The organism is Streptomyces sp. NPDC051976 (assembly GCF_040680795.1).
Taxonomy (GTDB): domain Bacteria; phylum Actinomycetota; class Actinomycetes; order Streptomycetales; family Streptomycetaceae; genus Actinacidiphila.
Genome location: NZ_JBFAXL010000006.1, coordinates 39,861 through 61,105, shown reverse-complemented (window position 1 = coordinate 61,105; position 21,245 = coordinate 39,861). Strand labels below are relative to the sequence as shown.

13 protein-coding genes are annotated in these 21,245 nt (G+C 68.8%); 6 read left to right on the top strand and 7 right to left on the bottom strand.

The window, feature by feature from the left end:
• The first annotated feature begins 42 nt into the window (after positions 1 to 42).
• Entirely contained in the window at positions 43 to 888 is an 846-nt protein-coding gene (larE, locus tag AB0M29_RS09045) for an ATP-dependent sacrificial sulfur transferase LarE (RefSeq protein ID WP_365381148.1), read from the top strand.
• 79 nt (positions 889 to 967) lie between these two features.
• Here the strand turns inward: larE and AB0M29_RS09040 are convergent, their stop codons facing one another.
• Positions 968 to 2,824, bottom strand: a complete 1,857-nt coding sequence (locus tag AB0M29_RS09040) for a ricin-type beta-trefoil lectin domain protein (protein WP_365381145.1) — start codon at positions 2,822 to 2,824, stop codon at positions 968 to 970.
• Positions 2,825 to 3,075: 251 nt separating this feature from the next.
• Entirely contained in the window at positions 3,076 to 4,449 is a 1,374-nt protein-coding gene (locus tag AB0M29_RS09035; protein ID WP_365381141.1) for a ricin-type beta-trefoil lectin domain protein, read from the bottom strand.
• 555 nt (positions 4,450 to 5,004) lie between these two features.
• Here AB0M29_RS09035 and AB0M29_RS09030 point away from each other — a divergent pair.
• The 4 genes from AB0M29_RS09030 to AB0M29_RS09015 all read left to right on the top strand — a co-directional run bounded on the left by AB0M29_RS09030 (position 5,005) and on the right by AB0M29_RS09015 (position 12,602).
• On the top strand, positions 5,005 to 6,459 hold the full coding sequence (locus AB0M29_RS09030) for an endo-1,4-beta-xylanase (protein WP_365381139.1): 1,455 nt from the start codon (positions 5,005 to 5,007) through the stop codon (positions 6,457 to 6,459).
• Between the two features lie 64 nt (positions 6,460 to 6,523).
• Entirely contained in the window at positions 6,524 to 8,212 is a 1,689-nt protein-coding gene (locus tag AB0M29_RS09025) for a ricin-type beta-trefoil lectin domain protein (protein ID WP_365381136.1), read from the top strand.
• A 324-nt stretch (positions 8,213 to 8,536) separates the two neighbouring features.
• Positions 8,537 to 10,084, top strand: coding sequence for an arabinofuranosidase catalytic domain-containing protein (locus AB0M29_RS09020; RefSeq protein WP_365381133.1), 1,548 nt, complete (start codon positions 8,537 to 8,539; stop codon positions 10,082 to 10,084).
• Positions 10,085 to 10,199: 115 nt separating this feature from the next.
• Entirely contained in the window at positions 10,200 to 12,602 is a 2,403-nt protein-coding gene (locus AB0M29_RS09015) for a ricin-type beta-trefoil lectin domain protein (RefSeq protein WP_365381130.1), read from the top strand.
• Between the two features lie 109 nt (positions 12,603 to 12,711).
• Here the strand turns inward: AB0M29_RS09015 and AB0M29_RS09010 are convergent, their stop codons facing one another.
• The 4 genes from AB0M29_RS09010 to AB0M29_RS08995 are packed head-to-tail and all read right to left on the bottom strand — an operon-like array spanning position 12,712 to position 17,893.
• Entirely contained in the window at positions 12,712 to 14,622 is a 1,911-nt protein-coding gene (locus AB0M29_RS09010; protein ID WP_365381127.1) for a hypothetical protein, read from the bottom strand.
• 31 nt (positions 14,623 to 14,653) lie between these two features.
• Entirely contained in the window at positions 14,654 to 15,616 is a 963-nt protein-coding gene (locus AB0M29_RS09005) for a carbohydrate ABC transporter permease (protein ID WP_365381124.1), read from the bottom strand.
• Positions 15,606 to 16,478: a sugar ABC transporter permease gene (locus AB0M29_RS09000; RefSeq protein ID WP_365381569.1), complete on the bottom strand. Its 873-nt coding sequence runs from the start codon at positions 16,476 to 16,478 to the stop codon at positions 15,606 to 15,608. Before AB0M29_RS09000 ends, AB0M29_RS09005 begins: the two co-directional genes overlap by 11 nt.
• 41 nt (positions 16,479 to 16,519) lie before the next feature.
• Entirely contained in the window at positions 16,520 to 17,893 is a 1,374-nt protein-coding gene (locus tag AB0M29_RS08995) for an ABC transporter substrate-binding protein (RefSeq protein ID WP_365381122.1), read from the bottom strand.
• Between the two features lie 393 nt (positions 17,894 to 18,286).
• Between AB0M29_RS08995 and AB0M29_RS08990 the strand changes: the two genes are divergently transcribed.
• On the top strand, positions 18,287 to 18,994 hold the full coding sequence (locus tag AB0M29_RS08990) for an FCD domain-containing protein (protein WP_365381568.1): 708 nt from the start codon (positions 18,287 to 18,289) through the stop codon (positions 18,992 to 18,994).
• 104 nt (positions 18,995 to 19,098) lie between these two features.
• Here AB0M29_RS08990 and AB0M29_RS08985 read toward each other — a convergent pair whose 3' ends face one another.
• Positions 19,099 to 20,592: an RICIN domain-containing protein gene (locus AB0M29_RS08985; protein WP_365381120.1), complete on the bottom strand. Its 1,494-nt coding sequence runs from the start codon at positions 20,590 to 20,592 to the stop codon at positions 19,099 to 19,101.
• Positions 20,593 to 21,245 lie beyond the last annotated feature (653 nt).

Here is a 21,245-nt window from a genome sequence, read left to right as displayed (position 1 = left end):
CCCCGTGGCCATCGGCGTGGCGTGGTGGGAGGAGGACGAGACATGAGCGGTGTGGAACGCGACGCGGTGGCGCTGCTGGAACAGTTCGACGGCGGGGGTCGGTTGGCCGTCGCGTTCTCCGGCGGCGCGGACTCCGCGCTGGTGCTGGCTGCCGCGGTACGGGCTCTGGGGCCATTGAACGTCCTGGCGGTCACGGCCGTCTCCGAGAGCCTCGCGTCGGGAGAGCTGGAGCGGGCCGCGGAACTGGCCGCCTCTCTGGGCGTCGCCCACCTCACGCCCAGGACGAGGGAGCTGGACCGCGCCGGCTACCGGGCGAACGGCGCGGACCGCTGCTACTTCTGCAAGTCGGAGGTCCTGGACGCGATCGTCGCGCTCGCGGCCGAAGAGGGCTTCGGCCAGGTGGCCACCGGCACCAACGCCGACGACGCGACCGACCCCTTCCGGCCGGGCATACGGGCCGGCAAGGAACGCGGCGTCCTGACCCCGCTGCTGGGCGCCGGCCTGAGCAAGCAGCAGGTGCGCCGGCTCAGCCGCCACTGGTCCCTGCCCACTTGGGACAGACCGGCCATGCCCTGCCTGGCCAGCCGTATCGCCTACGGTCTGCGGATCTCCGGTCCCCGGCTGGCCAGGATCGACCGGGCGGAGACCGCCGTGCGGGCCCGGCTCGCCGCGGCGGGGATCGAGGCAGGGGACCTGCGGGTACGGGACCTGGGCGGGGGCCGGGCACGTATCGAGGTTCCCGCGGGTGTCCTTCCCGCGGTGGGCAGGGTTTCGGGACTCCTCGACGACCTCGCGGCCGTCGGGTTCGACGCGGACGCGGTCGAGCTGCTGCCTTTCCGCTCCGGTGCGCTCAACGACCAACTCACCGCCGCTGACGCCCCCTTGTAGCCCGTACCCGTACATCAGCACGGCGGACGGACCGCGACCCCCATGCAGGACCCCGGTCCGCCCGCGTCGCGCGGTGGGGCTATCCGAGGGTCCACCGCTGGTTGGACTGGCCGTTGCACGTCCACAGTTCGACCAGGGCGCCGTTGGCCGTGGACGCTCCGCTCACATCGAGGCAGAGCCCTGAGGGGACGCCGGTGATCGTGCCGTCGGAATTGAGGCTCCACTGCTGGTTGGCGGAGCCGCTGCACTGCCAGATGACGACCTTCGTGCCGGGACTGGTCCCGCCGCCGTACGCGTCCAGACACATCTGACTGCTACCGCTGTAAACGGTCAGCTGGTTCGCTGCGGTGCGCGTCCAGTACTGGTTGGCCTGGCCGTTGCAGTCCCAGGTCTGGAGCTGGGTGCCCGCGGTCGTGCTGAAACCGTTCACATCCAGGCACTTGGCCGCGCCCACCGCGTGCAGTGGGCCTGACGAGCCTGTCGTGCCGCCGCTGCCGGGATGCAGTTGGACGACCGCGATCGAGTACGCCGGTACGGTCTGGCTTGTCGCGCTGCCTGACGACGCCGAGGTGATCGACGCGGCGTTCTTGGCGTACGTGTACACCGTCGGCGTGGACGAGGACGGTGTGAAGCCGGCGTAGTTCAACGACACATTGGCGGCGTTGCTGGGGTCCTTGTTGATGAGCATGACGTCCACGTCGCCGTTGGCCCGCTTGACCGCGTGCGCGGAGACGAGGGCAGTGGAGCTGCTCGCTTTGACCAGCGCGTCGCCGGGCGCGCCGAGCTTGGTGATCATCTCGGTGCCGTAGTACGGGGCGAACGGTGTGTTGAGGGCCGGTTCGCAGGAGGCGCCGCTGGAGAGGACGCCGAAGTCGTCGTAGTCGGTGGCACCGTCGACACTGGTGACCTTGCTGCAGTCGGTGCCGTTGTGCAGGGCCCACCAGTCGACGTTGAAGGCGCCGTTCTCCATCCAGGTCAGGTAGTTGTCCGGGGCGAACAGGCCGCTGGGGGCGGTGTTCTTGTAGGCGTTGCCGTTGGCCTCGGTGACCGCGATGCCCACATTCGCCGCGTTGGCACCGGCGTACTGGTTGATCAGCGAATGTAGCGCACTCGCCACGCCGGGAATCTCGGCCTGCGGCTTGCCGAGCATGTCGGCCTCGCCGGTGCTGTTGGGGTACTGGTGCACGATCACGAAGTCGATCTTCGATCCGGCGATCGACATCACCGTGTGGTTCCAGTCCTGGGTGTCGCCGGGACCGGTGATGCCGTCGGGCCAGGCTCCCGGGGTGGTGAGCACCGCGCCGATCTTGATGCCGGGGTCGACGGCCTTCATCGCCGAGACGTACTGCACCAGGTTGTTCGCGTAGGTCGTGGCGCTGTGGCTGGAGTGGTTGTCGGTCTCCCACTTGGACCCGTACTCGCCGTTGCCGTAGACCTCGTTGCCGACCTCCCAGTACTTGACGCCGTATCCCTTGGTCACGTTGGCGTACTTCACCCAGCCCGCCGCTTCCTGCGGCGTGCCGCTGCCGTAGTTCGCGGTGATGACCGGCTGCGCTCCGGCGGTCCTCAGAGTGCTCATGTAGGTGTCGAAGTCGGTGTTGGGCGCGACGAAGCCGCCGCCCTCGACGGTGTGGGTCTGCCAGTGGTAGCCGTCCGCGTACGACCCGCCGGGGTACCGGACGGAGTTGATGCCGGCGGCGTTGAGCAAGCCGGGTATGGGCGCGCTGTTCATGTTGGGGTCGTAGACGGCGACGTTCGTGCCGACGCCGCCGGCCGGGATCGTCGCCAGTCTCTGTCCGGCGTCGATCGACACCGAGGCGGTGGTGGCGGCGGTGGCGGCGGGTGCGTCTGCCACGGCGGCTCCCACCGCGGCGAGCAGCATGGTTGCGGCCCAGGCGAGCGGGCGGGACCGCAACGCGCGGATGGCTGTGCGCATGTAGCTCCTCCGGGACGAGGCCAGTGGGCGAGCGCGGCGCTCGGCTCGACGAGCCGGGCTGCTGTGAGGTGCGGTGTCGCGAGCGCCCTGGAGGCGGACGAATGTAGAAAGTTTCTCTATCAAGCCGCAATACTTTCGCGAAAGCGAAGCTAGTCAGAGGGCTGCTTCCGGGTCAAGAGGCGTGCACGCATCACCCTCTGAGCACAGAATCGGGGCCGGACGCGGCGCGGCGTCCGGCCCCGGAGTCCTGTTCAACTCCGCAGGTCCCACTGCTGGTTCGACCCGCCCGTGCAGTTCCAGAGCTGGATCTTCGTTCCGTTCGCAGTGGAGGTGCCCGCGGCGTCGAGGCACAGGCCCGACTGCACCCCGGTGATCGTGCCGTCGGTGTTGACGTTCCACTGCTGGTTCGCCTGCCCGTTGCAGTCCCAGATCACCGCCGCGGTGCCGTTGCCGGTTCCCTGACCCGAAGCGTCAAGGCACTTGTTGCCGTAGACCATGAGCTGCTTGCTCGCGGTGTACGTCCACCGCTGGTTGGCCCCGCCGTTGCAGTCCCACAGCGCGGCCTGCGTGCCGTTGACCGTCGTGGAGTTGTTGATGTCCACGCAGCGGCCCGACTGCCGGCCGACGATCTCCTGGCTGCCGGGCGGGGGGCTGGTGGGCGGGGTGGTGGTCGGCGGCGTGCTCGTGGGCGGGTTGGAGTCGAACTGGGTGAAGAACTTCCAGACCTCGCCCGACGTCCATGTGTGCCAGCCGTCGCCGGTGGACCCGTCGATCGGGCCGGGGTCGTGCCCCGCGCCGTCGAACGCCGCCCACACGACCGGATAGCCGGGCTTGCACCCGGAGTAGGCGGTGATGATGTGTGTCAGGCTGCCGTACGCCGGCTCGGGCGGGTTCTGCGGGGTGCAGCCGTTGTTTCTGACGAACGTGTCACGCAGCGCACGGCCACCGGCGATGGGCAGGACGTTGTCCCGGAGGCCGTGGAGCCCCATGTACGCGACGGGCTGGGTGCCGCCGCTGCACCCGCTGAGGTTCGCGCCGGAGTAGACGGCGACCGCGCGGAAGACCGTCGGCCGGGCGCAGGCGAGGGCGTAGGTCATCGCGCCGCCGTAGCTGAAACCGGCGGAGAACACCTGTGTCGTGTCGACGCACAGGGCCGCCTCGAGCTGCCTGGTCATGTCGTCGACGAAGGTGACGTCCTGGCCGTTGGTGTTGCCCCAGCCGTTGTTGATGCCCTGGGGTGCGACGAAGATGGTGCCGTTGTTCGCGCTGTCCGCCAGGCGCCTGAGCCCGTAGTAGGACCAGTTGTATCCGTCGGTGCCGCCGGAGTCGACGTCGTTCGCGGTGCCGCCCACCCAGTGGAATCCGAAGACCAACCGGTAGGGGTGGTTCACGTCGTAGTTGGCGGGCACCCGCAGGATGTAGCCGCGGTTCTGGCCGCTGCTCGTGATCGTGTGCGAACCGCTCGACAGCGAGGGCGCCTTGCCGCAGCCACTGGTCCCCGCCGCGGCGCCGGCGGGGGCGGACCAGGCGGTGGCGCCGAAGTGGGTGCTCATCGTCGCGCCAGCTGCGGCCATGATGAGGACGACCGCGGTCACAACGGGAACGAGTAAGGATCTGATTCTCATGGCTCTTCTTCCTCTGTGGGGGGACATGAGGGAAGTAATGTGAGCGCTAACATGCGTCTCTCGTCCGGGCGGCGCTGTTGCCGACAGTGTTGATTCGAGCCCAAGAGGAGTCAATAGTTTCGTGGCAACTTTCGAAAAATTCGCTTCCGGGAAAGGGTTCCATGGCCCATGTCCGGGCTGGTCGGGAGGCGGTGCCAATCCGTGAACTCATGGATCGGCTGCGCCTGACGCACCGTGAAAGGCGTGTGAGGACAGCGATGTCGAAAGTTTCGAAGCCACTCGGTCCGTGCGGAGCGCGGCGGCTGCTACCCGTCGTGGGGCGTCTGGCCTGCGGCTGTTGCATGTGTTGTTGACGCTGCCCGCTGTGTCTGCTTACCTGACCCACCGCGGCCCATGTCGGCCTCCCCGATTGCCGGATCGGGTGATGCGCGGGGGCGAAAGCTCCCGGACGGGCACCGCTGGCACGCTCCGCTGTTCGCGCGCATCGGATCGCTCCGCCCCACAGCTCGTCCCCCCACCTCGGGCACTTGGTGCCTCGTCATCTCTGGAGGTCACATGACCCCGAAATTCCGGCTGCCCTTTTCAGGAAAGCCAAGGCTCCGCGCTGTCGGTGCCGGGCTGGCGGTCGCCGTGGCCGGCGTGCCCTTTCTCGCCATGAGCGCGGCAGGACCGGCCGCCGCGGCCACCTCGCTGCGCACGCTCGCGGAGGCGCAGGGGCGGTACTTCGGCACCGCCCTGACGGACTCCGACCTCAGCAACAGCAACGAGATCAGCATCTCCAACGCCCAGTTCGACGCCGTCACACCGGGCAACGAGATGAAGTGGGACGCCGTCGAACCCGGCAACGGGCAGTACAACTTCGGCCCCGGCGATCAGATCGCCTCCTACGCCAGGTCACACGGCATGCGCTTGCGCGGCCACAACCTCGTCTGGCAGAACCAACTGCCCTCCTGGGTGAACAACCTGCCGCTCAGTCAGGTGCAGGGCGCGATGGACGCCCACATCACGACCGAGGTGAACCACTACAAGGGGCAGATCTACGCCTGGGACGTGGTCAACGAGCCGTTCAACGGCGACGGTTCGTTCGTCAACGACGTGTTCTCCAGGGCGATGGGGTCCACCTACTTCGCCGAGGCTCTCCGTACCGCTCACGCGGCCGACCCGAACGCCAAGCTCTACATCAACGACTACAACATCGAGGGGCAGAACGCCAAGAGCAACGCGTTGTACAACCTTGCCAAGACCCTCCTTGCCCAGGGTGTGCCCCTGGGCGGCATCGGTTTCGAAAGTCACTTCATCGTCGGCCAGGTCCCCTCCGACTTCCAGGCCAACATGCAGCGCTTCGCCGCCCTCGGCCTGGATGTGGCCGTCACCGAGCTGGACGACCGCATCCAGCTGCCCGCGTCGAACGCCGCCCTGCAGCAACAGGCCACCGACTACGGCAACGTCGTCAAGGACTGCCTGGCGGTCTCGCGCTGCGTCGGCATCTCGCAATGGGGCGTCGACGACGGCAACTCGTGGATTCCCGGCACCTTCCCCGGCTGGGGCGCCGCCACCATGTACGACAGCACCTTCCAGCCCAAGCCCGCCTACGCCGCCACCGCCACGGCACTCGGAAGCGGTGCGACCCCGCCGCCGAGCAGCACCCCGCCGTCGAGCACGCCGCCCTCCTCACCGCCGCCGACCGGTTCGGCGCCGTGCAAGGTGTCCACCACCGTGGACGCGTGGAACACCGGCCTGACCGAGCAGGTCACGCTCACCAACACCGGTAGCAGCACGATCAACGGCTGGAAGCTCGGCTTCACGCTGCCAGGCGGTCAGACGGTCGTCTCCGCCTGGAACGCGGCGGTCAGCCCGTCCAGCGGAGCGGTGACAGCCACCAACCTCAGCTACAACGCCTCGCTCGCACCCGGCGCCTCCACCAGCTTCGGCCTCCAGGCCGACCACACCGGCAACACCTCCGCCCCGGCCGCCTTCGCCCTCAACGGCACGCCCTGCACGTCCGGCTGATCCCGGCGGCGGCGCAGCCGTCGGCCCAGTCCCGAATCCGAGTCGGCAAGGAGGTCGCCGAACCATGCCCGTCACGACCGTGAGCACCACGCGTTCCCCCTCTTCCTCGCGATCCACCCTTCGGAGAATCCTGGCGCTGCTGTTCGCCGCGGTGCTCCTCTCGGCGGCGGCACCGCTGCTCACTCTCGCCGCCGCCCCGCCCGCCGCCGCCCTCGGCAACGGCCTGGCCCTCACCCCGCAGATGGGCTTCAACGACTGGAACGCCTATGGCTGCAACGTCTCCGAATCGCTGATCAAGTCCACCGCGCTGGCGATGCACGACAACGGCATGCAGGCGGCCGGCTACACGTATGTCAACATCGACGACTGCTGGATGACGCATGCGCGGGACGGCGGCGGCCGGCTCGTCCCCGATCCGTCGAAGTTCCCCGACGGGATCAAGGGCACCGCCGATTATGTCCACTCCCTGGGCCTGAAGCTGGGCATCTACGAGGACGCGGGCCTGCAGACCTGTGGCGGCTTCCCCGGCAGTCTGGGCCACGAGAGCGCCGACGCGCAGTCGTTCGCGTCCTGGGGTGTCGACTACCTGAAGTACGACAACTGCTACGCCGGCCCCGGCTGCGCGCTCAACAGCTGCCCCAACGGAAGCAAGCAGCCGGCCGAGACCCGCTACCAGGTCATGCGGGACGCGCTGTCCGCGACGGGCCGACCGATCCTGTTCAGCCTGTGCAGCTGGGGCGAGGACAGCGTGTGGACATGGGGAGCGGGCGTCGGCAACAGCTGGCGGACCACGGGCGACATCAACGCGAGCTACTCCAGCATGCTGTCCATCTTCCACAGCAACGTGGGGCTGGCCTCCTCCGCGGGCCCTGGTCACTGGAACGACCCGGACATGCTGGAGGTCGGCAACGGCTCGCTGTCCGTGACGGAGAGCCGTAGCGAGTTCAGTCTGTGGGCGGAGATGGCGGCGCCCCTGATCGCCGGCACCAACATCGCCTCGGCCGGCTCCACGACCCTGTCCACGCTGACGAACTCCCGGGTGATCGCGGTCGACCAGGACGCGCTGGGCAGGCAGGGCACGCTCGTGTCGTCCTCGGGCGGCCTCGATGTCATGGCCAAGCCGCTGGCGAACGGCGACGTGTCGGTCGCCCTGTTCAACGAGACCGGGTCGACGGCCACCATCACCACCAGCGCGTCGGCGATCGGCAAGACCGGCGCGGCCGGCTACGCCCTGACCGACCTGTGGTCGGGGGCCACCTCCTCGACGTCGGGCACGATCAGCGCGTCCGTGCCCGCTCACGGCACCGTGATGTACCGGGTAGCGGGCGGAACGAGCGGTGGGGGCGGCGGAAGCACCACCGGTGAGCTGCACGCGGTGGGCGCCGGCAAGTGCCTCGACCTACCCGACTCCGCCACGACCCCGGGCACCCAGGTCGACATCTGGACCTGCGCGGCCGGGCCCAACCAGACATGGACAACCCACACGTCTGCCAACCAGCTCACCGTCTACGGGGGGAGCAGCCAGATGTGCCTGGACGCCTACGACAACCAGACGTCGCCAGGAACGAAGGTCGAGGTCTGGACGTGCAACGGCCAGCCCAACCAGCAGTGGACGCTGAACTCCAACGGCACGGTCACCGGAGTCCAGTCGGGGCTCTGCCTCGACGTCACCGGCGCCTCGACGGCCAATGGCGCCCTGGCCGAGCTCTGGATGTGCAACGGCCAGCCCAACCAGCAGTGGACGCTGGGGTAGGCCACCGCCCGGCACCGCCCCGTTCATCCTTGTGTGCCATACCTCTTGAGGCCCAGCCCCAATATGTGTCAGTCTCATTTCGGATCGATGACTGCAGTCCGAGAGTCAGTTCATGGCGCAACAGTCCCCCCACAGGAAGTGTGAGCGCTCACAACTCGCGTGGACGCGTACATTCCTTCCCCAGGAGTGTCCCGTGGAACAAGGAACAGGTGGACGGCCTTCTGACGGCCCGTCGCTCTGGCGGTGGCAGATAAGACTGATCCATGGGGCGGTCTTGGCGCCCCAAGCCTGCCCAGCGGCACGCTCACCCCGAAGGAGTCATTGATGTCTGTCCTGATGTCCTTCCCGCTCACCGGTCGGCGCCGTGCCAGACCGATCGCCGTGTTCCTGGCGGCGCTCGCCATGGCCGCGGCCATGTTCGGCGGCCGGGCGGCGGCCACCGGTCCCGAGGATCACGCCGCGGTCCGCGGCGCGGTCCAGGCGGCGGTTCCGGCGGCAGCGGCCGCCTCGTCGCTCCCGTGCGACCTCTACGCCGCCGGGGGCACCCCGTGCGTCGCCGCGCACAGCACCACCCGGGCTCTGCTCGCCTCGTACAGCGGCCCGTTGTACCAGATCCAGCGCGCGTCCGATCAAAGCTACCGGGACATCGGCCTGCTCTCCACCGGCGGATACGCCGACGGAGCCTCGCAGGTCTCGTTCTGCGCGGGCACCTCGTGCACCATCACCAAGATCTACGACCAGACGTCCAAGCACAACGACATGCCGATCTCCTGGGGCGGCTACTGGAAGGGCCCGGGGGCCAACGGGGCGGATGTCGGCGCGGACGCCATGGCCCTGCCCGTGACAGCGGCTGGGCACCAGGTCTACGGCGTCAAGGTCACGCCGGGTGTGGGCTACCGCGTCGACCACGCGAACGGAGCACCCACGGGAGCGCAGCCCGAGGGCATCTACATGGTGACGTCGTCCAACTACACCGACCAGTGGTGCTGCTTCGACTACGGCAGCGGCGAGAACTCGCACACCGACACCGGCAACGCCACGATGAACGCCATCTACTGGGGCAACGCCTGCTGGTTCGGCGGCTGCGTCGGCGGCGGCCCGTGGGTCGAGGCCGACCTGGAGAACGGGATGTTCCACACCGGTTCGGGATCGAACAAGGACCCGAACAACCAGGGCGTCCACTACCCCTTCGTCAGTGCCTGGGAGAAGAACAACGGCACCAGCAACTTCACGTTGAAATACGGAAGCGCAGGTGGTGGAGGACTGACCACCACATACTCGGGCGGACTTCCAGGCGGCTACTCACCGATGAAGACCGACAGCTCCATCCTCCTCGGCACGGGCGGCGACAACAGCCCGACCGGCCAGGGCGAGTTCTTCGAGGGCGCGCTGACGGCCGGCTTCCCGTCGGACGCCACCGAGAACGCCGTGCAGGCCGGCATCACCGCTGCCGGCTACGGCGGCTCCACCGGCGGCGGAGGCGGCACGCCCCAGGCAGTCTCCAGCGCCAACGGCGGTCGCTGCCTCGATGTCCCCAACTCCTCGCAGACCAACGGCACACAGGCGGAGCTCTGGGACTGCAACGGCGGTGCGAACCAGCAGTGGACCCTGACCTCCGCCAAGGAACTGAGGGTCTTCGGCGGCAAGTGCCTGGACGACGAGGCGAAGGGCACGGCCAACGGCACCCGGGCGATCATCTGGGACTGCAACGGCGGAACCAACCAGCAGTGGAACGTCAACTCCGACGGAAGCATCACCAGCGCCCAGTCCGGCCTCTGCCTGGACGCCAGCGCGTACGGAACCACCAACGGCACCCTCGTGCAGCTGTGGCAGTGCACCGGAGCCAGCAACCAGAAGTGGAACCGCGGTTGAGCGGCTGACCGGCTCGCCGCCCTCTCAGGGCGCTCCCGACCGCCCGGCAGCGGCCGGGGGCGCCCGCCCGGGAACGCCCTCGATCAGCACTCATCTCCCCTCGGAAAGAGCGAAAATGACCTTCCTCGTACGCGCCCGCTCGAGCACGGGACGACCACGGGCCGCGGCTCTCGTCGCGGCCCTGGCCGCCGCCGCGGTCGTCGCGGCACCGGCCGTCACCTCCCATGCGGCGACCATGACCACCCTCTACGCCTCGCCCAGCGGGAGCGGCACCGCCTGCTCCGCCTCGGCGCCCTGCTCCCTGACCCAGGTGAAGTCCGCCGTCGAGGCCATTGACGCGAACATGAGCGGGGACATCGCCGTGCAACTGGCCGGCGGCACCTACCGGATGTCGTCGCCCTTGTCTCTCGGCGGCGCGGACTCGGGCAGCAACGGTCACCAGGTGGTGTGGCAGGCTCAGGCGGGCCAGAGCCCCGTGCTGTCAGGCGGGCGCCAGGTGACGGGGTGGACGCTGAAGGACGCCGCGAACAACATCTACGCCGCGCCGGTACCCACCGGTGCCGACTCGCGCCAGTTGTACGTCGACGGCGCCCTGGCGCCGCGCGCGGCCATCACGATCTCCCGCAGCGACGTGAAGGTCACCGCAGGCGGGATGACGATCGCCAACCCGGCGCTGAACTACCTGGCCACGCTGCCGCAGCAGAACCGGATCGAGGTCGAGAGCCAGAACTCCTTCACCGACCGCTATGCACCCGTGCAGTCCATCAACGGCACCGCCGTCACCATGCAGCAGCCGGCCTGGAACAACAACAACTGGGGCTACGACACGCTCGCCAGCCCCTTCGCCGGCGGAACCCTGCTGCTGGAGAACTCCTACTCGTTCCTGAAGACCCCCGGGCAGTGGTATCTCGACCCGGCGGCGGGCCAGCTCTACTACAAGGCGCCGGCCGGTTGGTCCTCCACCGCCCATGACATCGAACTGCCCCAGCTCACCTCCTTGCTGCAGGTCGGCGGCAGTTATGCCAGTCCCGCCCACGACATCTCCTTCCAGGGCATCGCCTTCGAGCACAGCACGTGGCTGCGGCCCAGTACCTCCGTCGGATACGCCGACCAGCAAAGCGGCGCCTTTCTCGGGAGGCCGTTCACCCAGCCCTCGGACTTCCTGACGTCCTGCCAGTCGGGCTGCCAGCTCTTCGAGGCGGCGCGCAACGGCTGGGAGCAGGTCCCCGCGGCGGTGCAGGTCTCCGCGGCCAACGGCATCACCTTCTCCGGGGACACCTTCGCGCACCTCGGCCAGGTCGGACTCGGCATCGGCAACGACGGCGACGCACACGCCTCCGGCGTCGGCCTGGGTGCCTCGAACATCGCGGTCTCGGGGAGTACGTTCACTGACGACTCCGGCGCCGGCATCGTCGTCGGCGGGGTCCAGCCGGACGCCCACCACCCGTCCGATCCGGCGATGACCGACCAGAACATCACCATCCAGGGCAACAGGATCAGCGGTGTCGCCAAGGACTACAAGGACATGGCCGGGATCCTGTCGACCTACGTCACCCACGCCGTCATCACCCACAACGAGGTCTCCGACCTCGCCTACGACGGCATCGACGTCGGTTGGGGCTGGGGAGCCAACGACCCCGGCGGCAGCCAGGACTACCGCAACCGCGGCCTGTACAACTACCAGCCCGTCTACACCACACCGACGACACTGAAGAACACCGTCGTCAGCTACAACGCCGTCCACGGGACCAAGAAGGTCTTCCACGACGGCGGCAGCATCTACAACCTGTCCGCCAACCCCGGTGCCAGCATCGACCACAACTACATCTACGACAACCAGCACACCGTCGGCCTCTACCTCGACGAGGGTTCCCGCTACGTGACCCTCGGCAGCAACGTCGTCCAGGATTCCGGTGTGTGGGCCTTCACCAACGCAAGCGGCACCAACAACACCAACGACAGCACCTTCGCGAACAACTGGTACAACTCCGGGGCGACCCAGGTGGCGACCGGTTCCCCGCACAACAACGTTCTGACGGGGAACGTCCAGGTCAGCGGAACCAACTGGCCGTCGGGCGCCCAGCAGGTCATCTCCCAGGCGGGTGTGACGAGCGGCGGCGGAACTTCGGGGGAACTGCACGCGGTGGGTGCGGGCAAGTGCCTGGACGTCCCCAACGCGTCCACCATGCCCGGAATCCAGGCCGACATCTGGAGTTGCTCAGGTGGGGCGAACCAGACCTTCACCCGGACGTCCAGCGGTCAACTGACCGTCTACAGCGGCGGCAGCCAGCTGTGTCTCGACGCCAGCGGCCAGGGCACCAGCTCCGGTACGAAGGCGGTCCTGTGGACCTGCAACGGCCAGAGCAACCAGCAGTGGACACTCAATGCCAACGGCACGGTCACCGGAGTCCAGTCGGGTCTGTGCCTGGACGTGACCGGGGCGTCCACGAGTGACGGCGCCCTGGTCGAGCTGTGGAGCTGCAACGGCCAGAGCAACCAGCAGTGGAGCCTGGGGTGATTCCTTGACGGTGACGGAACGCCCGTGAGGTGCCCGGGCCGGCCCGCATGGTGGCAGCGGAGCCGGCCCGGGTCCGGGGCATTCCCGTGTCGTCAGGTCCCTGCGCGCGTCACTCGTCGAACGGCGTCCGGTAGGAGGGCGGTTGGGTGCGCAGGCCGAGCCGGAGCGTGAGGCGGACGGTCGTGGACGGGGGGAGTTCCACCTGAAGCCAGGGGCTGTCGACCGTGGCCGAGACGGTGGTCACCTTCGGCGCCTTGTGGCCGTAGTCGTACAGGTCGCCGATCCAGGAGGGGTCGTCGCAGACGGTGTGGTCCACCGAGCGGATGGTGTGCTCGGCGAACGCGCCCGCCTGGACGATCACGGAACGGGCGCTCTCGGGGTCGAGGTTGACGAGGTCGACGACGGTGGCGTCGGGATCGATGGCGGAGACCAGGGCCGCGACCTGGGGCGGCAGTCCCGGTCTGCGCGCGGCGGCGTCGTAGTAGCGCAGCCGGGCCTGCTGCAGGCCGCCGTTGTAGACGACCTGCGGCCCTCCCCAGGTGAGCTGGACGAGAGCCTCGGTGACCACGGGGTTGGACTGCTGCCACAGGTGGATGTCCTCCTCGGGTACGTCCCTGTCGCGGTACCGCTCCATGCGGGTCAGGCGGTGGCGCACCTGAGCCTGGGCGGCGGCCAGGATCTTCTCCGGATAGTCCGGGTCGTCACCCGCGAGGAACGCGAGCCAGGGCTCCTCGTGGCCCGCTTCCTCCTTGCTGCGGAAGGACCGGACCGTCCGCCAGTCGTGGCCGCCGGCGGCGCGCAGCCGCTCGATCCGCTGCCGGTCGGCGTCGGAGGCCGTGTGGTGCCACAAGGCGGTGGGGACCGCCATCAGCAGGGGGTTGTGGTCGAACCAGCCTCCGTCCTTGTACCGGTAGGGCACGTGGAAGGTGGGGGTGTGCACCTCCTCGGCCAGTTGGGCGGTCCACTTGGACGGGATGCTGGAGTCCGACTCGGTGAAGGGCATCACCTTGCCGCGGGAGATGATCTCGTCCAGCGCCGGGCGTACCAGGTCCAGGTACCCGTCGTCGTCGGTCGCGGCGGCCGCCGCCAGAGCGGCGACGATCGCGGCGTGCCCCACGCTGTACCAGCCGTGTGGCCAGGACCACCCGTAGTGTCCGCCGTACCAGCGGCCCTCCAGGAGGCCGCCCACCGTACCGTCCGGGGCGACGTTGTCGGGCAGGACGCCGCCGTTGGCGGCCGCGCGCTCCCGCCAGGCGCCGACGTACTCGGCGATCCAGTCCCGGTAGCGCCGCTCGCCGGAGAGCAGCCAGGCGTTGAGGACGAGTCCGGCGGCGGCGAGATTGACCGCGGTGTCACCGGCGCCGAGCCTGCGGCGCATCTCCTCGCCGAGACGCGGGTCGTCGTCGAGGGGAGGCTGCTCCGCGCCCGCGGGGAGGATCCAGTCCAGCGGGAAGCCGTACGACCGCGCTTCCTTCGGCAGCCACGGATAGGCGGCACCGTCGAACAGGCCCTCCCGCCGCGGGTCGCTGCCGTTGTGCGAGCGACGGATGACGCGGTGCGCCGGGTCGTAGTTCCCGTGCTTCGGGTCCACGTACAGGTCGGCGAAGCGCAGTGCCCTCGCGGCCCACCGCTCGGGAGCGGCCATGCACAGGAAGTACAGGAGCAGCAGGCTCTCGCCCTGGTGGAACCAGTCGTACCCGCGCTCGTACTCGTCTGTGAGCATGCCCAGTTCGGTGAGCTGGCGGGTGACTCCCTCCCAGTGGAGCTCGGCCTGGGGGAGCAGGTCGTCGGCACCGCCGAGCAGGTAGAGCTGGGGCCAGTTGAAGAACACCTCGTAGAAGTCGTCGACGCCGTCGCGGGAAGTGAGCGCACCGGTGTAGCGCAGCCGTCCGTCGGGGCCGGTGAAGTCGCGGGCGAACCTGCGCCAGGCGTGGTCGAGCAGGTCGAACAGGGCGCGTTGCGCGGTCGCCCAGCCTGGCGGTTCGAGCAGCGGCACCGAGGCGGTGATGACGGGATGCATCGGAGGGAGAGCTCCAATCGGGTGCCGGAGTTCAGTTCTTGCTCGCGCCGGCGAGCATGCCGGCGACGAGGAAGCGCTGGGAGAACAGGAAGACGACCAGAACGGGGGTGATCGCCAGGAGTGTGGCCAGGGCGAGTTCGGGGCGCTGGACGTCGAGGGCGCCGGCTGTCGGGTTGAACTGCGGCACGGAGTCCAGCAGCGTTCCCAGGCCCACCTGGACGGGGAACTGGTCGCTCTGCGGCAGCATCACGTACGGCAGGTAGTAGTTGGTCCAGTTGGCGACGAAGCTGAAGAATCCGACCAGCGCCACCACGGGGGCGGCCAGGGGGAGCGCCACGCGCCGGAACACGCCGAACTCCGAGCAGCCGTCGAGCCGGGCGGCGTCCAGCAGTTCGCGGGGGAGCGCGGTGCTGAAGTAGATGTACGTCAGGTACACCCCGAACGGGTAGAACGCGTAGGGGAGAACGATCGACCACATGGAGCCGATCAGGTGGACCGCGTTGACCTCCAGGAACAGCGGCACGACCAGGGTGGCGTTCGGCATCAGCATCACGACGAGGGTGGCCACCAGCAGCGTGCGCCGGCCACGGAACTCCGTCATGGCCAGCGCGTAGCCGGCCGGCACGGCCACGCACAAGGTGATCACCAGCGCGAGGAACGCGTACACCGCTGAGTTGCGCAGCCACAGGAACATCGCGTCGCCCTGGTAGGCGGTCAGTGCGTTCCAGTTGGCGCGCAGGGCGTGGAGGGACCCGAACGACAGGGGATTGCCGTGCACGAGCTGGTCGTCGGTCTTGGTGGCCGCCAGCAGCAGCCACAGCACCGGCAGGACGAAGAAGACGACGAACAGGGCGAGCACCAGGACCGGCAGGGGGTTGGGGGTCCTTCGCCCGGAGCGGCCGGACCGTCCTCGTCCTGGGCGGTCCGGTGCCGGCGGGGCGCCGGGCGCGCCGCGGGTCGTGGCGGCGGCGCCCGGCCGCGCGTCAGTCCGCATCGAAGAACCCCGATCTGGCCACGAAGACTCCTGCCACCACCAGCCCGACGACCAGCAGTTCCACCGAGACGGCGGCCGCGGTGTTGACGTCGTTGTTCTGGAACGCGAAGTCGTAGGCGAGCTGGTTGAGCGAGTAGTCCCGTCCGGCGACGCCGACGCTCGCCTGGGACAGGAGCTGCGGTTCGACGAAGAGCTGGGTGCCGCCCGCGAAGGCGAGGATGACCATGTAGACGATCCACTTGCGCAGCAGCGGGATCTGGATCCGGCGAGCCGTCTGCCAGGCCCCCGCGCCGTCGATCCGCGCGGCCTCCAGGATGTCGGGCGAGATGTTATTCAGTGCCCCGTACATCACCACGATCCAGCCGCCCGCGCCGGTCCAGAAGGCGATGAGGGTGAAGAGGATCGGCAGGTGCCCGGGGGCGATGACCTCCCCGAAGGAGTGGTAGCCGAGGGCACGCAGGAGGAATCCGATCGGACTGACCGCGGGGTCCAGCACGAACAGCCACACCAGCACACTGGCCGCACCGGCCAGGGCGCCGGGTACGTAGTACAGGAACCGCAGGGCCCTGCTCACACCCTTCAGCGCCATGCGGTGCAGCAGAAGAGCGAGCCCCACGACGAACATGACCAGCGACACCAGCCACCACGCCAGGTACAGGGCCACGTGTTCGATCGCGGGCAGGAACCGGAAGTCGTCGGCGGCGCCGCGGAAGTTGGCCAGGCCGTTGAGGGAGCCCCCGCCGTTCGTGAAGGCGAAGTAGATGGCGTATCCGGTCGGTACGACACCGAAGGCGACCAGCAGGACGACATAGGCGGCGACGAAGCCGTGACCGGCCCGGCCCGGCCATCGCGTTCTGCGGATGTCCGGCGCCGCGCCCCGGACTGCTCCGGCCGGGGGCGCGGTCACTGCGTCACCTTGTACCCGTCGGCGCGGGCGTAGTTGGCGATCGCGCTCTTCCAGTCCGGCAGGAGTGAGGAGATGGTCTTCCCCGCGGTCAGTTTGGGGGTCACCGTGGCCGCCCAGACGGCCTCCTGGCTGAACTGGCCGTATCCCCAGCCGGTCCAGACCTGGTCGGCCGCGGCCTGCAGTGGTGCGGTGATGTCGTCGGCGAAGTATCCCGACGACGCCTGCTTGGCCAGCCATGCCTTCGCCACCGGTGCGTACGCCGGGTACCCGGGAGCGATTGCCCCCTGGTAGTCACCCGAGGTCGTCACCCATGTCATGAAGGCGGTCGCGGCCTTGAGGTGGGCACTGTGGGCCGAGAGCAACCAGGTCCCCCCGCCCACGTTGCCCGCCGTGGTGGCGGACTCGTTCGACCACCTGGGCATCGGCGCGATGGCTATCCGGTGCGCCGGCGTCTTGAACGAGCCCTGGAACAGGGCTCCTCCGTACCACGAAGGGCCCGGCATCATCAGGATCCTGCCGGCCTGGTTCTTGTCGAACTCGGAGCTGAACACGCTGCTCAGCGACATGGTCTTGTTCTGGATCAGAGTGTCGAGCAGCGCGGCCATGCGGGTGCAGCCGGGCCCGGTGGTGTTGACCGTCACGGCCTTGGGGCCCGTGGTCCCGTTGGCCCCGCACTTGCTCGCCCACATGTAGATCTCGGGTGCGAAGGAGTCGCCTGCCGAGCCCACCAGGTAGCCAGGGTGCTCGGCGGCCACCTTCTGCCCGAGGGCCTGGTACTCCTCCCAGGTCCGCGGGACCGAGTAGCCCCACTGCTTCATCAAGGGCGCGTCGTACCAGAGCACCGTCTGGGCCAGGTCGTTGCGCAGACAGTACAGGGTGCCGTTGACGGTGCAGGGGTCGTTGGCGCCCTTTGCCCATCCCGCCAGGGTCGAGGCGGGGACCAGGCCCTTGTCCAGCGGGGCGGCGAAACCGTCGTCCACGGCCCAGGTGGTCTCGTTGTTCTGGCTGCTGAAGACCACGTCCGGCCAGCCCTTGCGGGTGCGGTTGAACAGACTCACCTTGGTGCGCAGGTAGTTGGAGCCGTTGGCGTCGCCGTCGTAGGTGACGATGTCCATCTTCACCTCGGGGTGGCGCTGCTGGTACAGCTTCGCGGCCGCCAGGCGTGAGGAGTCCACCCACACGGTGAGGGCGCCGGCGGTCTGCTTCACCGGGTGGAACCCTTCCTTGGTGGTGCCGGAGGTGCCGCCGCCGCATGCGGCGAGAGTGGCCAGTACGAGGGCGCCGACCGCGGCCAGCGGGCCGGTGCGTCTGCGGGTCCTGTGCGGTGTGTGCGCGCCGGCCGCGGCGACGGCACTGCCCTTCGCTGTCATGAGCAACTCCACTACGTCGTGGCACCCCGCCCGTCCGTCACCGGGACGTGGGCCGGAAGGTCTGCGCTTTGGTCACACATAAGAAGGGCTCTGGTCGGTCGGCGTCAACATGATGAGCGTGTTTATTTCGGGGATTTCTCCTCTACCTCCCTGCTCATGAGGCATTTATCACCGCATTTACAAGGGTATGTACCGGGTGTGAGTCAAAAATGAGTCGTACATATATGGTCGCCCCGAGGCGGGTGTATGCTGCGCGAGATGTCGCGGGGGCCGTGTCGCGTGCCTCCCGGCATCACACGGAGATGAAGGAGGGCGGGCCGAGTGGACGGCGATCCCGTACCGGCCGCGACGGGTGCAGCCCCATCGACGCAGGCCGAAGGCCAGGAGGCCGAGGTGTACCGGCCCGGCTACGAGCTGGTCGCCGAGGAGATCCTCCGTCTCATCGCGGAGCTGAAGTTGCAGCCCGGAGACCGGATGCCGACCGAGAACCAGTTGGCCTCGCGTCTGGGCACCAGCCGCACCGTGGTTCGCGAAGCCGTCAAGATCCTTTCGGCCATCGGCCGGATCCGGGCCCAGAAGGGTCGAGGGCTGTTCGTCGCCAACGACGCGGGCATGATGGGGTCTTCCCGCTGGGGCAGCTTCTTCCTCCCCACCGACCTGGACCACGTCTACCGACTGTTCGAGTTCCGCAGGGTGCAGGAGGTCGCGGCCAGTCAGCTGGCGGCTACCCGGGCCACGCCGGCGGATCTGCGGGCGATCGAGGCCGCGGCCGAGATGTGCCGGGAAGGTCATGTGACGGGTCGCCTGGAACTGTTCGACCGCGGCGACGACGACTTCCATGTCAGCGTCGCCACCGCCTCGCAGAACCCGTTCCTCGTCGACGCGGTGCGTGAGGCGCGCCGCCTGCAGCGGCAGTCCAGCACCATCGGGTTGCACGGCACGGTGGGCGGACACGCCGAGGAGGCCGTGGCCGAGCACGCGGCGATCCTCCGGGCGATCAGGGAGGGCGACCCGGAAGCCGCGGCGGTCGCGGCCACCACCCACCTGGACAAGACGCTTGAGGACTACCGCCGGGAGATCCAGCGCCGCGTGTTCGGCTGACACCGCACCGGGGACCGTGCGGCGCCGCCCCGGCCGCGAGTGACGCGACCGAGGCGGCGCTCCGGCGAGGCGCGAGTGGCCCACCCGGGGACACGACGCTCACCTCAGCGGCGGGACCACTGCTGGTTGCTGCCGCCCGTGCAGTTCCACAGCTCGACCGGCGTCCCGGCCGTGGTGGCAGCTCCGGTGACGTCAAGGCACAGGCCGGAGTTCACGTTGGTGACGGAGCCGTCGCTGTTGAGGTTCCACTGCTGGTTGGTCCCGCCGTGGCAGTCGTAGATGATCACCCGGGTGCCCGCCGTGGTGCCCGCGCCGGACGCGTCGAGGCACTTGCCGCCGTACACGACCAGTTCCTTGGCGGAGTTGAGGGTCCAGGACTGGTTGGAGCCGCTGTTGCAGTCCCAGATCTCGGTCTGGGTGCCGTTGGCGGTGGCCGCGCCCGGCACATCGAGGCAACGGTTGGAGCCGGCGCCGCGCAGTACCGTGCCGTCGCCTGACCCGCCGCCTCCGGGGTTGGTACCGGTTCCCCAGCCCCACTGGAGGCGGTCGAGACCGGATTGGTTGGTGACGGTCAGGGACAGGTTCGTGCCGGTGCCGCCGAGGGTGGTGATGGCGCAGGAGGCGTTCTCGCAGGGGCCGGGCCCCTGGGTCTGGGTGGCCTGCTTGACGCCGGTCCACAGCACGGAACCCATGCCGAGGCTTCGTACGGTGTCGGTGATGGCGTAGAGGTAGGACAGGTCGTTGGTGCCGTCCTTGGGGCCGTTGTAGTTGACGCCGGTGTTCATGGGGACGCCGAACTCGGTGAGGACGGCGCGGTCGGCGTGGCCGCACAGGTTGCCGGTGAAGTCGTTGACCCAGGCGGTCTCGGTGGTGTGGGAGTCGCCGAACATGCCGTAGATGTGGATCGACAGCAGGGTTCCGGCCAGCCGGGAGTCCGAGCCGACGGCGCACAGGTTTCCGTCCGACCACAGGCCGGGCACGATCACCTGGCCGCGGGGGAGGCTGGGATAACGTGCCAGCCAGGCGGCCTCGAAGTCGGTGAGGTCGGTGGCGCTGTACGCGTATGGCTCGTTCATGATGTCGAAGGAGAAGTTGCCGCGACCGCCGTACTTGCTGATCATCGTGTCCCACATCCGGTAGAAGGACGCGGTGTCACTGACCTTCCCGCCCTGCAGCCAGGGGGCGACGATGACGTTCAGGCCCAGTGCGGTGGCGGCGTCGAGGGCGGCGGTGTAGCTGTACCACCAGGCTCCGGACGTGGTCGCCGCGTTGAATCCCATGCGAACGGTGTTGGCTCCCAGGTTCTGGAAGCCTTTGAGGATGGCGGTCGACTTCGTGTAGGTGGTCGCGTAGTCGTCGGACGTCGACAAGCCCACGGGGACGTTCGGGCCGGTGATGAAGTTGTCGTCGGGGTCCGCCCAGTTCACTCCGTGGAACCGGCTGGTGGTGGTCTGCGCCGACGGCACGTCCGCGTGCGCGGTGCCGCCGGTCAGCACGCCCAGGAGCATCAGCGCGGTGGCTGCGACACCGGCGATCAGGCGTTTCCACACTTCACGGCCGGAGTTGTCCAGGGCGCCCTGATGTCGTGAGCCGGACACCGGAGGGCGGCGGGCGGCCGCGCGGTTCCGACGGCCGGCAGGGCGTGACGCATCCTTGTGCACGAGATCTCCTTGCGGTGTGGGGTGGAGGCAAGGCGGTGGCGAGCGTGAACGTCCGGCTCCAACGGGCGGCTGCCACGGGCAGAAATCTCCGCACGGCGTCGCCTGAGGGCTGGTGAACGGACCGACGGAACTGTTCCGCGCGAGGTGAGGTGCGGCCCCGATGGGGGTCACGGCAGGAGCGGTCGGGATCGGTGGATGCCCAGTGCCCTGATCCGCGCGGTATGACCGTAGGCCGCCGGCGCCGTCAGGCTCTCGACGACCCGAGGAAAGCCGTGCATGCGGTCGAATCGATTCCCGGCAATCGGTTCGACCCACGACGCTACGGCTGACGGGCGGTGAGGTCAATGTGTGGGGTGGAGCGGCTGTGACGGCGGTACGTCGGCCGGTTTCCTGTGGCTCACAGGGCCGACGACTGCGTCCCTGCTCAGACGTGGTCTCAGGAGCATGGGCCGCGATCGGCCGGGAATCTCGCCCCTTGCGCCGGTCTTGACAGGTCCTCAGGCGGGGGAGCACCGTCTCCTCTCGACAAGCCCCTCAACCAATCCCCTCTCCGGAGAGTCCGTCGGGAGTCCAGGAATTGTTAGCGCTAA

Excerpts from the sequence above, each read along its gene's own strand:
- AB0M29_RS09020 (WP_365381133.1), top strand. The coding sequence starts at position 8,537 with ATGTCTGTCCTGATGTCCTTCCCGCTCACCGGTCGGCGCCGTGCCAGA.
- larE (WP_365381148.1), top strand. The coding sequence starts at position 43 with ATGAGCGGTGTGGAACGCGACGCGGTGGCGCTGCTGGAACAGTTCGAC.
- AB0M29_RS09010 (WP_365381127.1), bottom strand. The coding sequence starts at position 14,622 with ATGCATCCCGTCATCACCGCCTCGGTGCCGCTGCTCGAACCGCCAGGC.
- AB0M29_RS09035 (WP_365381141.1), bottom strand. The coding sequence starts at position 4,449 with ATGAGAATCAGATCCTTACTCGTTCCCGTTGTGACCGCGGTCGTCCTC.
- AB0M29_RS09015 (WP_365381130.1), top strand. The coding sequence starts at position 10,200 with ATGACCTTCCTCGTACGCGCCCGCTCGAGCACGGGACGACCACGGGCC.
- AB0M29_RS09030 (WP_365381139.1), top strand. The coding sequence starts at position 5,005 with ATGACCCCGAAATTCCGGCTGCCCTTTTCAGGAAAGCCAAGGCTCCGC.
- AB0M29_RS09025 (WP_365381136.1), top strand. The coding sequence starts at position 6,524 with ATGCCCGTCACGACCGTGAGCACCACGCGTTCCCCCTCTTCCTCGCGA.
- AB0M29_RS09040 (WP_365381145.1), bottom strand. The coding sequence starts at position 2,824 with ATGCGCACAGCCATCCGCGCGTTGCGGTCCCGCCCGCTCGCCTGGGCC.
- AB0M29_RS09005 (WP_365381124.1), bottom strand. The coding sequence starts at position 15,616 with ATGCGGACTGACGCGCGGCCGGGCGCCGCCGCCACGACCCGCGGCGCG.
- AB0M29_RS08995 (WP_365381122.1), bottom strand. The coding sequence starts at position 17,893 with ATGACAGCGAAGGGCAGTGCCGTCGCCGCGGCCGGCGCGCACACACCG.